The organism is Actinacidiphila sp. bgisy167 (assembly GCF_057707665.1).
The window spans coordinates 44,402-59,872 of record NZ_JBYIQP010000030.1 but is presented as its reverse complement, the minus strand read 5'-3'; the positions used below and the strand labels follow the sequence as shown (position 1 = coordinate 59,872).

11 protein-coding genes, 1 other RNA gene and 1 pseudogene are annotated in these 15,471 nt (G+C 73.9%); 10 read left to right on the top strand and 3 right to left on the bottom strand.

Translation table 11 applies throughout. The annotated features are described in order from the left end of the window. Positions 1–50 precede the first annotated feature (50 nt). Together AC3ET4_RS14705 and AC3ET4_RS14700 are read right to left on the bottom strand one after the other, a co-directional pair. Positions 51–357: pseudogene (locus AC3ET4_RS14705) on the bottom strand (ABC transporter permease family protein); the annotation flags it as partial. Between the two features lie 239 nt (positions 358–596). Further along, positions 597–3,701 (bottom strand): FtsK/SpoIIIE domain-containing protein, encoded by a 3,105-nt coding sequence (locus AC3ET4_RS14700; RefSeq protein ID WP_431949233.1) that lies wholly within the window; start codon positions 3,699–3,701, stop codon positions 597–599. 372 nt (positions 3,702–4,073) lie between these two features. Between AC3ET4_RS14700 and AC3ET4_RS14695 the strand changes: the two genes are divergently transcribed. The 4 genes from AC3ET4_RS14695 to AC3ET4_RS14680 all read left to right on the top strand — a co-directional run bounded on the left by AC3ET4_RS14695 (position 4,074) and on the right by AC3ET4_RS14680 (position 10,584). After that, positions 4,074–5,828 carry a serine/threonine-protein kinase gene (locus AC3ET4_RS14695; protein WP_431949231.1) on the top strand — a complete coding sequence of 585 codons (1,755 nt, stop codon included), beginning with the start codon at positions 4,074–4,076 and terminating at the stop codon, positions 5,826–5,828. A 237-nt stretch (positions 5,829–6,065) separates the two neighbouring features. Further along, complete coding sequence (locus tag AC3ET4_RS14690) at positions 6,066–8,201, top strand: protein kinase domain-containing protein (protein ID WP_431949229.1); 2,136 nt, start codon at positions 6,066–6,068, stop codon at positions 8,199–8,201. Positions 8,202–8,285: 84 nt separating this feature from the next. Then, entirely contained in the window at positions 8,286–9,404 is a 1,119-nt protein-coding gene (gene prfB, locus AC3ET4_RS14685) for a peptide chain release factor 2 (protein WP_431949227.1), read from the top strand. Between the two features lie 307 nt (positions 9,405–9,711). After that, a complete protein-coding gene (locus tag AC3ET4_RS14680; RefSeq protein WP_431949225.1) occupies positions 9,712–10,584 on the top strand; it encodes a hypothetical protein in 873 nt (290 codons plus the stop codon). Positions 10,585–10,685: 101 nt separating this feature from the next. Here the strand turns inward: AC3ET4_RS14680 and AC3ET4_RS14675 are convergent, their stop codons facing one another. Further along, a complete protein-coding gene (locus AC3ET4_RS14675) occupies positions 10,686–10,877 on the bottom strand; it encodes a hypothetical protein (protein ID WP_431949223.1) in 192 nt (63 codons plus the stop codon). A 274-nt stretch (positions 10,878–11,151) separates the two neighbouring features. On the opposite strand from AC3ET4_RS14675, the gene ftsE reads away from it, so the two are divergent. From ftsE to AC3ET4_RS14645, 6 genes are all read left to right on the top strand, one after another. Beyond that, the gene (gene ftsE / locus AC3ET4_RS14670; RefSeq protein WP_431949221.1) at positions 11,152–11,841 is read left to right on the top strand and encodes a cell division ATP-binding protein FtsE; all 690 of its coding nucleotides are present in this window, start codon (positions 11,152–11,154) and stop codon (positions 11,839–11,841) included. A 44-nt stretch (positions 11,842–11,885) separates the two neighbouring features. After that, positions 11,886–12,803 (top strand): permease-like cell division protein FtsX, encoded by a 918-nt coding sequence (ftsX, locus tag AC3ET4_RS14665; protein WP_431949219.1) that lies wholly within the window; start codon positions 11,886–11,888, stop codon positions 12,801–12,803. 81 nt (positions 12,804–12,884) lie between these two features. Continuing rightward, positions 12,885–14,048, top strand: coding sequence for a S41 family peptidase (locus AC3ET4_RS14660; RefSeq protein WP_431949217.1), 1,164 nt, complete (start codon positions 12,885–12,887; stop codon positions 14,046–14,048). Positions 14,049–14,102: 54 nt separating this feature from the next. Next, positions 14,103–14,585, top strand: a complete 483-nt coding sequence (gene smpB, locus AC3ET4_RS14655) for an SsrA-binding protein SmpB (protein ID WP_431949215.1) — start codon at positions 14,103–14,105, stop codon at positions 14,583–14,585. Between the two features lie 118 nt (positions 14,586–14,703). Continuing rightward, positions 14,704–15,091: a transfer-messenger RNA gene (gene ssrA / locus AC3ET4_RS14650) on the top strand. Between the two features lie 123 nt (positions 15,092–15,214). Continuing rightward, positions 15,215–15,388 carry a hypothetical protein gene (locus AC3ET4_RS14645; protein ID WP_431949213.1) on the top strand — a complete coding sequence of 58 codons (174 nt, stop codon included), beginning with the start codon at positions 15,215–15,217 and terminating at the stop codon, positions 15,386–15,388. The last annotated feature ends 83 nt before the right edge of the window (positions 15,389–15,471 follow it).

The following is a 15,471-nucleotide window of genomic DNA, read 5'->3' as shown; positions in this document are numbered from 1 at the left end:
GACGGAGTGTTGCCCCCTGACCTGCGGTGCTCCACGGGGTCGTGGTCCGGCTACGTCACGGCGTCCGCCATGACGCCGGAGACGAACTGCCGCTGGAGGGCGACGAAGACGACGAGCGGGACGGCCATCGCGACGCAGGCCCCGGCGACAGGACGTCGATGGTGGTGCCGAACCGCCGGACCTGCTGCTGCAGCGCGACCGTGATCGGCTGTGATCCGGCGTTGGAGAAGATCAGCGCCACAGCATGTCGTTCCACACCCACAGGAACGGGAAGATGCCCGGCGAGGCGATCGCCGGGCCGCCCAGGGGCATGATCACGCGGGCGGAAAGCCGCTGTTCGCCCGCCCCGTCCCGCCGCCGGCAGCTACCGCGGCAGCGCGGCAAGGCCCGCCGCGATCATCGCCACGGCGTAGCCCGCCCGCATCCACAGCTGCGCCCCGTGGTCGCGGGCGTCACCAGGGTGGGGCCGAACCAGGCGCCTCGGCACACGGCCGTTGGATCGTGACCTGGCTGTGACCGGCTGTTCGGGCGGGCGGGCGTGACGGCGTTCCGTACGCACGGCCGTTCGGGCGGGCGGGTGTACGGGCCGGGGCGGATCAGAGCAGCGGCGGCGCCGGATCGGCCGACGCGGACTCCGCGGCACGCTGCAGGGCGCTGGCCAGCAGAGCGAGGTCGGTGGGGCCGTTGCCCAGTTCGCGGACCGGGCGGCGGGCCGGCGGGTCGCCCATGCGGTCCCACTCCAGCGGGACCACGGTCGGCCGCAGGGTCGCCGTCCTCGGGATCCGGCCACTGATTCGGCCGGCTTGGAAGGCGGTGACGGCGCCGTCCGGCCGGCGCAGATAGCCGCGGCCCGGAAGGGCGTCGTCGACGCTCGCCGGCTCCTCGACGGCGACCAGCAGCACCGCCGACTCCGGCTCCTCGGTGCGCAGGGCGATCCGCAGCCGCGCCGCCTCGTCGGCGTCGGTGCCCGCGGTGCGCTCGGGGCGGCCGGTCGCGGCGACCAGGTGGACGCCGAGCCGCTCGCCGTCGCGCGCCACGCTCTCCAGGGCGCGCACGACCGAACCCGCGGCGGGACGGCCGGGACTGCCGAGCGCGGGGGCGACCAGGGCGTCGAAGTCGTCCACCACGACGACCAGCCGCGGCAGCGGCTCGGTGGTGCGGGTCCGCACCCGCACCGCGCCGCGCGCCTGCGGGACGGCCGCGGCGGCCGGGTCGCGGCCCGGCTCCCCCTGCCGGGGCACGGCGGGCCGCCGGCGGCGCTCGTGCCACTGCGCGAAGTCGGCCCCGCCCAGCACCTCGTCACGGCGCTTCAGCTCCGCCGACAGCGCCTGGGCGAATTCGCGCATCCGCACCGGGTCCGAGGCGGACAAGTAGGTCGAGACGTGCGGCAGGTCGGTGCAGGAGCGCAGGCCCTCGCCCCGTTCCGCCCCGGCGCCGTCGACGAGGACGAGGGCCAGCCGGTCCGGCCGCTCGCCCGCGGACAGTGCGGCGGCCACCGAACGCAGCAGTTCGCTCTTGCCCGAGCCCGCCGCGCCGCCAATCAGCAGGTGCGGCCCCTCGGCGGCCAGGTCGACCAGGATCCGGCCCTCCGGCCCGGCGCCCAGGACGGCCGCCGCGGCGCCACCGGAGGGAGCCGGCTCGGCCCAGCGGCCGGAGATCTTGGCGGGGGTGGCGAGTGCCAGGTCCAGCTCGTCCAGGAGCCGGGCGGAGGGCGGCAGCGCGGAGCGTGTGGGGCGCGGTGTGGCGTCGCCCTCGCGCAGGGGGGCGAGGGCCCGGGCGAAACGCTCCGCCCAGGCCGCCGACACCGCCTCCATGGTCATGTGCGCGGGGCCGTGCGGCGCCATCCGCAGCGTCGTCGCGACGTCGCCCTCCAGGACGGCGACGGCGCCGCAACGGACGGCCAGCCGCTCCGGGCTCTCGGCCAGGCACAGCAGGTGCACCCCCACCGACGGCCCGGCGGCCGCGATGCGGTCGGCGGCCTCGCGGAGATAGGCCGAGCCGGGGTCGCCGTCGACCACCAGCAGCGTGTACGGGCCCTCGCGGCGGGCGGCGGCCTCGGCGACCATCTCGACAGTGGCCGTCGCCCAGCCGGTGCCGAGCGGGCCCTGTTCGATGCGCCGGACGAGCTCGGCGACCCGGGCCTCGGCCTGCTCCCGGTCGGAGGCCGTGAGCAGCCGGCAGTCCTGTCCGTGGGCCGGACGCAGATGCGGCAGCCAGTACAGCCAGCCCCACTCCTCGGCCCGCTGCTCGGCGGGACGGGAGCGGTCGGCGCTGATCAGGACGACCTCCAGCACGCCGGGCGGATGCAGGGCGCAGAGCTGGGCGAGCACCGCCCGGGCCAGCCCGGACAGCCGCGGGCGCGGTCCGGCCAGGCCCAGCACATGGGTGTGCGGATCGCGCAGGTCGACGGTGAACGGCACGGCCGGCAGCGTCCGGAAGCCGTCCTCGGCGGTCAGGTCGGCGGTACCGAGCCGGACCGTGAGCAGGTCGGGATGGCCGGGACCGCGCTCCCACAGCCGCGGGCCCGGCCCGAGCGCGGTGAGCAGGACGGCCGCGGGATCCGGCCAGCGCTCGCGCAGCGCCGCCGCGTCGGCCTGGTCGTACCCCGTCCCACCGGCCGCGGAGCCCTCGACGCCCGGGATGCCGCGTCCGGTGGTCAGCCGTCTGGCCCAGCTCCCTATGGCGCCGGCCATCCGGCTGCCGGCCTCCGCGGCGCGCCCGCCGCCGCGGCGGCCCTGGGAGGGCGCGTCGGCGGGGGGTTGCTCGGGCAGGCCGCGTTGCGGGGTGTCCCGCCGGGCCGGGGTGGCCGGCGGCGCGGCTTCCGCCCGGCCCTGAGCGGGCGGGGGAGCTGCGGGGGAGGCCGTGACGATGTGCCCGGAGCCGGTGCCGGCGGTCGTCGGGCCGGGGGCAGGCGCCGCCGTCCGCGCGGCGGCCCGCTCCGAGGGGCCGCGGTCCCCTCCGTCCTCGGGGCGGGCGGGGGCGGGACGCCAGGTCGCCACACGGCCGGTGTCCGGCCAGGAGGCCGGGGGGAGGGCCACCTGCAGGTGCCCCTCGGCGTCGGGGACGGCCGGGATGGAGGCAGGCGGCGCGGGGACGGCCGACCCGGGGGGCGCGGGCTCCAGCCGCAGGGTCGACTCGCCGATCCGCAGCAGCGCGCCCGCGGGGAAGGGGACCGCGCGCTCGCCGACCGGAGCGCCGTCGAGGGTGGTGCCGTTGGTGGAGCCGAGGTCGGCGACGGTGACCCGCCCCTCGCCGTCCACCGTGACGGCGCAGTGCAGCCGGGAGACGTCGGGGTCGTCCAGCGGCACGTCCGCGTCAGCCGACCGGCCGACCCGGACGCGGCCGCCCTGCAGCAGGTGGACGCCACCGGCGTCGGGCCCGCCGACCACATGCAGCCGGGCGGCGGCCGTGGGGCGGCCGACGTCGTGCCCGTCGGCGGGGGAGTGCAGCGACAGGACAGCGCCGTCGAGCAGCGGCGGCACCCCGAGGACGGCCGTCGCCGGGTCGAGCCGCTCGGCGCCCGCGTAGAGCGGCGGTGTGGACTTGCCGCCGCGCGCCGGCTGGCCCGAGCCGCCCGAGCCCGACGCGAGGGCGCCGGCCACGGCACTGAGGGGTGTTCCCGCGGGCGCGGTGACCAGCACGTCGCAGGAGCGCGCCGCGCGGCCGCCGCGCGGCCCGAGAACGGTCAGCCGGATCTGCATCTCCGTCCACGGTCCCTTCTGCCCGATCCACCGCGGCGCGGGACCCCGACCCCACCCCGCCCTGCCCGGGACGTCGACACGTACAGGAGCGGACGGCGGCCTCCCCGGCTCGGCCGGCCCGGATGGGCCGGCTCGATCGGTGATGCACGTCCGCGACACGCATCCTCCCACCCGCCGCCGACAGTTCGCCGCCGGTGCCCATCTTTGCGATCTTGAGTAGTCGGCTTTGGTCGGAAAAAGCAACCAAACGACCGTACTCGGCGTCCTAACCCCATGCCCGCCCCGCACCGGAACGCAGCCCCGCTCCCACGCGGCGGCACTACAGTGGGCGAAACAGGCCATGGACCAGGCCAAGATCCAGGGAGCGCGAACGTGCGGCCGGTAGGCAGCAGATACGAACTGGTGGAGCCGCTCGGGCGCGGAGCCACGGGCACCGTGTGGCGGTCCCAGGTGCGGGACACCGGCGAGACCGTCGCGATCAAGGTGCTCAAGGAGGAGCTGGCGAGCGACCCGGACATCGTCATGCGCTTCCTGCGTGAGCGCTCCGTCCTGCTCCGGCTGCGCCACCCCCACATCGTCCGGGTCCGCGACCTGGTCGTGGAGGGCGAGCTGCTCGCCCTGGTGATGGACCTCGTCGACGGCCCCGACCTCTACCGCCACCTGCGCGAGAACGGCCCGTTCTCGCCGGTCGGCGCCGCCCTGCTGACCGCCGCCGTGGCCGACGCCCTGGCGGCGAGCCACGCCGACGGCGTGGTCCACCGGGACCTGAAGCCGGCCAACGTCCTGCTCGCCACGGTCGAGGGCCCGGACGGCGCCCAGCAGATGCACCCGATGCTGACGGACTTCGGCATCGCGCGCCTGGCGGACTCGCCCGGCGTCACCCGCACCCACGAGTTCGTCGGCACGCCCGCCTACATAGCGCCGGAGTCGGCCCAGGGCCGTCCGCAGACCTCGGCGGTGGACGTCTACGGCGCCGGCATCCTGCTGTACGAACTGGTCACCGGCCGTCCGCCCTTCAGGGGCGACAACGCGCTCGAGGTGCTGCAGCAGCACCTGAGCGAGGAGCCGCGCCGCCCCTCCACCGTGCCCGAGCCGCTGTGGACGGTCATCGAGCGCTGCCTTCGCAAGGAGCCCGGTGAGCGGCCCAGCGCGGAGAACCTGGCCCGCGCCCTGCGCGTCGTCGCGGCGGGTGTGGGCGTGCACTCCTCCCCGGCGCAGTCCGAGGCTGCGCTCGGCGTCGCCTCGCTGCTCGCGCCGGACCCGGCCCCCGCGACCGTCCCGGACACGCCGCTCGTGCCGCCGGGCGCCGCCGACCGCACCCAGGTGCTGCCGAACCGCCCGCCCGCCGGCGGGTACGACGCGTACGACCCCAATGCCGCGACCAGTGTGCTGCCCGCCTCTGCCGCCGGCGCGGCGGACGCGACGCGGGTGATCCCGGGCGGCTCGGCGTCGGCCGGGTCCGGCGACGGCACCCGTGTGATGCCGCCGGTGCCGGACGGGCCGCAGGGCTCCGGCCCGGACGCCCCGCAGGGGCCGCACCCGTGGGAGTCGCAGCTCAGCCGCGCCCGGGCACGCGCCGAGCAGACCGAGATCCAGTACCTGGACCCGGAGCAGGACCCGCTGCGTCGCAGACCCCGCCGGGCGGCCGCCCAGCAGCCGCCGCAGGCGCACCAGCCGCAGCCGCAGCCGCAGCCGCAGCCTCCGTACCGGCAGCCCGCCCAGGCCCCGCAGCCGCACCCCCAGCGGTACCAGCCGCAGCCGCAGCCCCGGCAGCAGCCGCCGCAGCCCCAGCAGTACGCGCCGCGCCACCAGCAGCCGCAGCACCAGCGCTACGAGCCCCAGCGCCCGCCGGCGCCCGAGCCCGCCGCGTACCGCGAGCCTCGGCAGCGCAGCGCCAACCCCATGAAGATCCCGGGCCTGGGGTGCCTCAAGGGCTGCTTCACGATGATCATCGTGCTGATCGTGATCATCCTGCTCGTCTGGTACCTCACCCCCGTCCAGGAGTGGATCGGCGAGGGCAGGAGCCTGTGGCGCACCGCCAGCGACGGTGTCGAGGGCTTCTGGAAGTGGGTCTCGGACCTCGGTGGCTCCTCGGGCGGCTCCGGGACTTCCGGCGGCACCCCGTAGGACCCCCGCACGACGCGCGCACGGCGCCGGGCACCGCCCGGTGCCGTGCGGCGGGTGCGCCTCCGGCGGCCGGCCCACCGTCACCTTCCACTGAGGCCGGGGTGGTGATTTGTCGACTTCTGGAGGGTGATTTCTCCCGGAGAAGCCGCACTCACCCCTGCCAGGCTCCCCCAACCGGCTCGCATCCGCGTAGCTTTGTCGCCAACACGACGGCACCTCGGAGGAGTCGGAGCAGCCTTGGGACGGAAGATCGGCAGCCGGTACACCGCGCACCAGGTGCTGGGGCGGGGTTCCGCGGGCACGGTGTGGCTGGGCGAGGGCCCCGAGGGCCCGGTCGCCATCAAGCTGCTGCGCGAGGACCTCGCCTCCGACCAGGACCTCGTCGGCCGCTTCGTCCAGGAGCGCACGGCCCTGCTGGCGCTCCACCACCCGCACATCGTCGGCATCCGCGACCTGGTGGTCGACGGCAGCGACCTCGCGCTCGTCATGGACCTGGTCCGCGGCACGGACCTGCGCTCCCGGCTGGAGCGCGAACGCCGGCTCACCCCCGCGGCAGCCGTCTCCATCACCGCGGACGTCGCGGACGGCCTGGCCGCGGCGCACGCCGCGGGCGTCGTCCACCGCGACGTCAAACCCGAGAACGTGCTGCTGGACAGCGCCGCCCCGCCCGGACCGGGCGGGGCGCCCCCGGCGCTGCTCACCGACTTCGGCATCGCGCGGCTGGTCGACTCCCCGCGCCGGACCCGCGCCACCCGCATCATCGGCACCCCCGACTACCTGGCCCCGGAGATCATCGAGGGCCTGCCGCCGCGGGCCTCGGTCGACATCTACGCCCTCGCCACCGTCCTGTACGAACTGCTCGCCGGCTTCACCCCGTTCGGCGGCGGCCACCCGGGCGCGGTCCTGCGCCGGCACGTCACCGAGTCGGTCGCGCCGCTGCCGGACCTGCCGGACGAGCTGTGGCGGCTGCTCTCCCAGTGCCTCGCCAAGGCCCCCGCCTCCCGGCTGAGGGCGGCCGAGGTCGGCGCCCGGTTGCGCGAGCTGCTCCCGTCCCTCGCGGGACTGCCCCCGCTGGAGGTGGACGCGCCCGGGGACCACCAGGGCGAGGAGGCGTACGACCCCGGCTCCCCCGCCGAGCCCTACGACGCGCCGGCCACCCGGCCGCGCGGCGCCGTCCCCCTGGTCCGCGGCTCCGCACCCGACTCGACGCGCGACACGCACACCAGCATCAAGCTGCCCACCGCGGAGGAACTGGCCGGCGCCCGGCCCGCCCCGGTGCCCGGCCAGCGGGCCCGCCACCGGGCCGTCCCCGACGCCCTCCAGCGCCGCCGTGTCAAGATCGGCGCCGCGGCGGCCGCCGCGCTGGTCGTCGGTCTCGGCGGCTGGGCGATCGCGGCCTCCGGTTCCGACGACGACGCCGGTTCCACCAGCCGCGAGGACAAGCCGACCAGCGAGGCCTCGACCACCCCGACCGCCCCCACCGGCGCCGCCGCCTCCCCGCAGGGCGCGGTCGACACCCCGGCGGCGACCACCGAGGAGGCCGCGCTGCGCTGGTCCGGCTACACGGCGCTGCCCCGCCTCCCTGACCGCGACGTCCACCCGGTCGGAGGCCCTCGCGCGATCGCCGTGTCCGGGACCACGTATGTCTTCACCCGGGGCAGCGACAAGAACATCTGGTATCTGGCCGCCGGCGCCTGGCACCGGCTCACCGGTATAAGCGTCGCCGACGACCCCTCGGTCGTCTCGTCGCGAGCCGGACAGCTGGACGTCTTCGCGCTCGGCACCGACCACAGGGTCTACCGCCGCACCCTGAGCGGCGGAGCGTGGGGCGACTGGTACCAGGTCGACCAGCCCGCCCGGTTCACCACCACCCCCGCCGCCGCGTCCTCCGCGCCCGGCCGCATCGACCTGGTCGGCTGCTCCGGCGGGGACCTCGTCACCTCCTCCTGGACCGACGGCCGCTGGAACGCCTGGGCACTGGTCCCCACCGCGGGCCGGATCACCGCCGCCCCCGGCCTGGTGTCGGCCGCGCCCGGCACGCTCGACGCCTTCGCCGTCCGCAAGGCCGACGGCGCGGTGCTGCGCCTGTCGTACGTCAACGGCGCCTGGCGCCCCTCCGAGATCGTCACCGGCCTCGACGCAACGGGCCGTCCCGAACCCGCCGTGTCCGACGGCCGGCTCTTCGTCCTCGCCCCCGCCGCCGACGGCGCCCTGGTCGCCGCGGTCCTCGACGGCGGCGCGTGGACCCCGGTGCCGCTCTCCGCCGGCACCTCCTCCCACCCCGGCCTGGCCACCGCGGACGACACCCTGACCCTCTACCTCCGGCGCCCCGACGGCACGCTCGCCCATGCCTCGGCCCCCCTCCCGGCCTGAGCGGTAACGGGGTTTCCCGGCCGGCGGCCGACCCGTCCCGGCGCACCGGAGCGGCAACGCGCGGCGTGCCGGTACGCTGGGGGCGTGGCAGTCCTGGATGTATCCGAAGAGCTCAAGTCCCTCTCGTCGACCATGGCCTCGATCGAGGCCGTTCTGGACCTCGACAAGCTGAGGGCAGACATCGCCGTGCTCGAGGAGCAGGCGGCGGCGCCGTCGCTGTGGGACGACCCCGAGGCGGCACAGAAGATCACCAGCAAGCTGTCGCACCTGCAGGCCGAGGTCCGCAAGACCGAGGCGCTGCGCGGGCGCATCGACGACCTGGCGGTGCTCTTCGAACTCGCCGAGGCCGAGGACGACGCGGACACCCGCGCCGAGGCCGAGGCCGAGTTGGAGTCGGTGCGCAAGGCGCTGGACGAGATGGAGGTCCGCACCCTTCTGTCGGGTGAGTACGACGCCCGTGAGGCGCTGGTCAACATCCGCGCCGAGGCGGGCGGCGTCGACGCCGCCGACTTCGCCGAGCAGTTGCAGCGCATGTACCTGCGGTGGTCCGAGCGGCACGGCTACCCGACGGAGGTCTACGAGACCTCGTACGCGGAAGAGGCCGGCATCAAGTCCACGACCTTCGTGGTCAAGGCGCCCTACGCCTACGGCACCCTCTCGGTCGAGCAGGGCACGCACCGGCTGGTGCGCATCTCGCCGTTCGACAACCAGGGCCGGCGCCAGACCTCCTTCGCGGGCGTCGAGGTGCTGCCGGTCGTCGAGCAGAGCGACCACGTCGAGATCGACGAGACCGAGCTGCGGATCGACGTCTACCGCGCCTCCGGGCCCGGCGGCCAGGGCGTCAACACCACCGACTCGGCGGTCCGGATCACCCACATCCCGACCGGCATCGTGGTCTCCTGCCAGAACGAGCGCTCCCAGATCCAGAACAAGGCCAGCGCGATGAACGTCCTGCAGGCCAAGCTGCTGGAGCGGCGCCGCCAGGAGGAGCAGGCCAAGATGGACGCCCTCAAGGGCGACGGCGGCAACTCCTGGGGCAACCAGATGCGTTCGTATGTGCTGCACCCGTACCAGATGGTCAAGGACCTGCGGACGGACTACGAGGTCGGCAACCCGCAGGGCGTCCTCGACGGCGACATCGACGGCTTCCTCGAGGCGGGAATCCGCTGGCGCAAGCAGCAGGAGCAGGACGTGCGCGCCTGACGCGTCGTCCTTTCGCGAGGTCTTCACAACTGCCGTCCGATGGGCGGCAGTTGTGCTTCTTGGGTCACAGCCCCGTAAGCAAGTGGGTGGCATAGGCCGCCAATTCCGGCATTGCGCTTGGAAGGCCCTTGACGGCGCTGTGAAATCTGGGAATCGTGATCCGCGGCATGCGTATGACTGGGGCGCGAGCGAACGGGGGCGAGCGCGGCCGGTGGTCTCAGCCCCGGCCTTGCAGTGCACCGCCCCGCAGGACGCTCCCCCTGTGACGCTGCTCCACTGACGAGAAGCTACTGGGGGTAGTTGCCAGATGAGCAAGAAGAACACGCGGCTGCGGATGGCCCGCATAGCCGCTGCCGCGGTGATCGCGGCCGGCGGGTCGTTGACGGCCGCCGGTGCCGCGCAGGCCGTCGGCCTGGACATCGGTCTGAACGCGGCCGGTACCGAAGTCGGCGTCTCCGCCTCTTTGGACGGTGACGACGACCCCACCACCGGCGTTACGGGCGACCCGACCGGTGACCCGACGACCGGTGACCCGACCGGTGACCCGACGACCGGTGACCCGACCGGTGACCCGACGACCGGTGACCCGACCGGTGACCCGACGACCGGTGACCCGACCGGTGACCCGACGACGGGCGACCCGACCGGTGACCCGACGACCGGTGACCCGACCGGTGACCCGACGACGGGCGACCCGACCGGTGACCCGACGACGGGCGACCCGACCGGTGACCCGGACCCGGGTGACTCGACCGGTGGGCCCACCGACCCGGGCAACGGCAACGGCAACGGCGATCCGGGCAACGGCAACGGCGATCCGGGCAACGGCAATGCGGGCAACGGCAATGCGGGCAACGGCAACGCCGGCACCGGGAACGGCGCCGGCGGTTCCGGAACCGGCGGTTCCGGGACCGGCGGTTCCGGCACCGGCGGCTCGGACGGCGACGGCACCACCTGCACCCTCGACGGCGACAGCGTGACCTGCGCCGACAACACCAACACCGACAACCTCGGCACCACCGAGGTCGTCACCCAGGGTGACACCACGGAAGAGCTGGCTGAGACCGGTGCCGGCGACAGCCTGTTCCTGCTGGTCGGCGCCGCCACGATGATCGCGGGCGGTTTCGGCTTCCGCCTGATGCCGCGCCTGGTCGGCGGCCACCGCAACGCCGCCGTCTGACGCACGCCCCTGTGCGCGTCCTGGGCCGCCGGGAACGCCGCAGGGGCCGTCAGCGCCTGAGCGGCGCGGGGCCCCTGTGCTTGTCGTGTGTGTGCGCAGCGCTACACCGTGGCCTCGTGCACCACCCACGCCACCGCGAGCAGCCCCACCAGCAGGGCGATCAGCGCCGCCGGGGAGATCGCCGCGAAGGGGTTCTCCTGCTGGATGCGGGCGCGATGGGCGCGGCAGACCGCACAGCGGCCCTCGCTGACGGGGCCGGCGCAGTTGGCGCACACCAGTCGGTCGACTGTCATGCGGTCGCCTCCTCCCAGGCGGCCTGGATGGCCGCACATGAACAACGCGCGACAGGGATGGTACGTTCCCGAGCCCCCCGACCCACTGTGCCAGCTTCCGCGACGCTCGGCGCGTTCCGCGCGGACGGCGGCTGCGAAGAGTGACGTATGTGGCCAATGCCGGCTTTGTCCCCTGGTGGTCGGTGGATAAACCCGTCATCACGGACCGTGGACTGCGCGGGCCGCGGCCGTTCGCGTAAGGTCGCCTCCGATCCCCTGTATCCGGAGTGCGACCGTGATCCGATTCGACAACGTCTCCAAGACCTACCCCAGGCAGAACCGTCCTGCACTTCGGGACGTTTCGCTGGAAATCGAGAAGGGCGAGTTCGTCTTCCTGGTGGGCTCCTCCGGCTCCGGGAAGTCGACCTTCCTGCGGCTGATCCTGCGCGAGGAGCGGACCGACACCGGCGTGGTGCACGTGCTCGGCAAGGACCTCGCGCGGCTGTCCAACTGGAAGGTGCCGCACATGCGCCGCCAACTGGGCACGGTCTTCCAGGACTTCCGCCTGCTGCCCAACAAGACGGTCGCGGAGAACGTGGCGTTCGCCCTCGAGGTGATCGGCAAGCCGCGCGGCACCATCCGCAAGACGGTCCCCGAGGTGCTGGACCTCGTCGGCCTCGGCGGCAAGGAGGACCGCATGCCGGGCGAGCTGTCCGGTGGTGAGCAGCAGCGCGTGGCGATCGCCCGGGCGTTCGTCAACCGCCCGATGCTGCTGATCGCGGACGAGCCCACGGGAAACCTCGACCCGCAGACCTCCGTGGGCATCATGCGGCTGCTGGACCGCATCAACCGGACAGGCACCACCGTGGTGATGGCCACCCACGACCAGAACATCGTCGACCAGATGCGCAAGCGCGTCATCGAGCTCGAGAAGGGGCGACTGGTCCGCGACCAGTCCCGCGGCGTCTACGGCTACCAGCACTGAGCCGGGGCCCCGCCCTGCACACCGCGGCCTTCTGAAAGGACAACATGCGCGCCCAGTTCGTGCTCTCGGAGATCGGCGTCGGCCTCCGGCGCAACCTCACCATGACCTTCGCGGTCATCGTCTCCGTGGCCCTCTCGCTCGCGCTCGCCGGCGGCTCGTGGCTCGCCCGCGAGCAGGTCGACTCGATGAAGGGCTACTGGTACGACAAGGTCCAGGTGTCGATCTACCTCTGCAACAAGAACGACGCCAAGACCCGACCCCAGTGCTCCAAGGGTGCCGTCACCGAGGAGCAGAAGCAGGACATCGAGAAGCAGCTCAAGGCGCTGCCGCTGGTGGACAAGTACTTCCACGAGAGCGCGGAGGACGCCTACAAGCACTACCAGGAGCAGTTCCCCGACTCGCCGCTGGCCGACACGGTCACTCCGGACCAGATGCAGGAGTCGTTCCGGGTCAAGCTCAAGGACCCGACCAAGTTCGAGGTGGTCGCGAGCGCCTTCGAGGGCCGTCCCGGCGTCCAGGAGGTGCAGGACCAGAAGGCCCTGCTGAACAACCTCTTCGGACTGCTCAACGGCATGACACTGGCCGCGGTGGTCGTGCTGGGGTTCATGCTCACGGTGGCGATGATGCTGATCGTCAACACGGTGCGCGTGTCGGCCTTCAGCCGCCGCCGTGAGACCGGGATCATGCGGCTGGTCGGCGCGTCCAGCTTCTACATCCAGATGCCGTTCATCATGGAGGCCGCGTTCGCCGGCCTGGTCGGCGGCGGTCTTGCCTGTCTGATGCTCCTGGTGGGCCGCTACTTCCTGATCGACCACGGCCTGGAGCTGCAGGCCAAGGTGCCGCTGATCAACTTCCTCGGCTGGGGCGAGGTGGTCCAGGTGCTGCCGCTGGTGCTGGTGGTGGGCGTGCTGATGCCCGCCCTGGCGGCCCTGATCGCGCTGCGCAAGTACCTCAAGGTCTGATCCGCACGGCGTGGTCCGCGCCGGAAGCGCCGCGCGGCCGGCTTCCCGTGCCGTGCGCGCTTCTCGCCTAGACTGCCCGACGTGCTGAGCCACTGTCCGCCCGGGAGACCACGCCGGCTGCGCCACGCCGCGACGCTGACGCTGGTCTTCGGGGCGGTCCTGGCGGCCGGCGCCGCGGCGGGCTCCTTCGGGCACCTCGTCGGGGAGCGGCGGACGCCGCCGCACTCCCGCATCCCGGCCGGCACGGTCGCCGACACCGACGAGATCGCGGCGGCGATCGCGGCGGGCAAGGTCGGCCCGCAGGCCGCCGAGGCCCTGGTCAGCCGGAGCGGCGACCGCTGGTCCTCCTTCTACACGGCGCAGGAGTACGAGGGCTTCGAGCAGTCCCTCGACGGCCGGTACGTGGGGGTCGGCCTGTGGGTGCGGCGCACCGAGGACGGCCGCATCAGGATCGACCGCGTCCAGTCCGGCAGTCCCGCCGCCCGGGCCGGCGTGCACGCCGCGGACCGGCTGACGAGCATCGACGGCGTCGCGGTCACCGGGATTCCCGTCACCGAGGTGGTCGCCAGGCTGCGCGGTCGCGGGGCGGCCGGCACCCCCGTCTCGCTCGGCCTGCGGCGCGGCGCGCGCTCCTGGGAGGCCTCCCCGCGGCGGGCCCTGCTGCCGACGGAGTCCGTACGGGTCCGGCACCTCGCGGGCGGCGCCACCGTCGTGACGGTGGACGCCTTCACCAAGGGCGTCGCCGAGCAGGTCCGCCGGGCCCTGGCCGGCCGACCGGGACACGGGGGCATACTCCTGGACCTGCGCGGCAACTCCGGCGGCCTGGTCACCGAGGCCGTCGGCGTGGCCTCGGCGCTCCTGGACGGCGGCCTGGTCGCCACCTACGACGTCCACGGCAGACAGCAGGCGCTCTACGCCGACGACGCCGGCGACACCGGCACCCCGCTCGTCGTCCTGGTCGACGGCGGCACGATGAGCGCGGCCGAACTGCTCGCCGGAGCCCTCCAGGACCGCGGGCGCGCCGTCGTCGTGGGCTCGCGCACCTTCGGCAAGGGCTCGGTGCAGATGCCCAGTCGCCTCTCGGACGGCTCGGTCGCCGAGCTGACCGTCGGTCACTACCGGCTGCCCGCGGGGCGGCGGGTGGACGGGCGGGGGATCGAGCCCGACCTGGCGGTCACCGGCGGCGCGGACGCCGAGTCCCAGGCGCTCGAGGTGCTGGACGGCCTGGGCGCGCCGACCCGCTGACCGGCACGCAAACCGGTACCCCCGGACCCGCCGAGGTGCGAGAATGGCCGCGCTATGGCAAAGGAAACGGGTCGCAAGCTGATCGCGCAGAACAAGAAGGCGCGGCACGACTACCACATCCTCGACACCTACGAGGCGGGTCTGGTGCTCACCGGCACCGAGGTGAAGTCGCTGCGCCAGGGACGCGCCTCCCTGGTCGACGGCTTCGGCCAGCTCGACGGGGGCGAGGCGTGGCTGCACAACGTGCACATCCCCGAGTACACCCAGGGGACATGGACGAACCACTCGGCCCGGCGCAAGCGCAAGCTGCTGCTGCACCGAGCGGAGATCGAGAAGCTCTTCCAGAAGTCCCAGGAGACCGGTCACACGATCGTGCCGCTCGCCCTGTACTTCAAGGACGGCCGGGCGAAGGTCGAGATCGCGCTGGCCCGGGGCAAGAAGGAGTACGACAAGCGGCAGACCCTGCGCGAGAAGCAGGACCGCCGCGAGGCCGACCGGGCCGTCTCGGCGGCGCGCCGCCGCCAGCGCGGGCAGTGAGCGCGGGCGCGCGCCGCACGCACCGGAATGCACTGGCCACCGTGCGCGTCGGTCACGTACGATGGCGTCAGCACCGCCGGACGGTCACCGCCCGGCGAGCAGCTTGAAAAATCAACATGGGGATGATCGGTTTCGACTGGGGATGTCGAAGCAGGGGAAGCGAGCCGAGGAAGCGGCAATGATCTCGTAAACCATATGCCGAAAAAAATAATCGCCAACAATAAGAGCGATTCCTCCGCCTTCGCCCTCGCTGCCTAATCAGTAGCTAAGCGAAGACTCCGCGGAGTGTCAGCCCGGGACTGTTCCCGACCCGGATCCTGGCATCAGCTAGGGAACTCAACCACTGGGCCCGGCCACGGGGCCCGGTGGGAAACCACACAGTGGCTGGGCCCGTCGGCGGCTTGTCCGCGTGACTGCCGGGGCCGAGAAAAGCACAGCGGACTGCGCTCGGAGAAGCCCTGATTCCGCACCACAGGACGCGGGTTCGATTCCCGCCATCTCCACTGACCCGCCGGAAGGCGATGTCCGCCCCGCGCACCGCGCGGGGCGGACATCGCCTTCCGGCTTTTCCGGCCGGGGACGTCAGACCCGGCGCCGGGCTCCGCGCCGCAGGGAGACAGCCGGTCTCGATGGTGTGGTGCCGCGTACTGCGCCACCTCGGACTGGACGCCCTGCTCGTGGCCGCGCGGCGCCTCGCCGACGAGGACGGCCGGCTCACCCCGCCGGACGGCGCCTGGCTGCCCGAGGCCGACGCCCGCGTCATGGCGCCCGAGGCGCTCCCAAGGAGCCAGCGCTCCGGGTGAGCGCAAGGTTGCGTGGCGGTCACCTCGGGCCATCGGGCGGAAACGCGCCGTTCCTGCTGTCGTGTGCATCACCCGACGAGCCA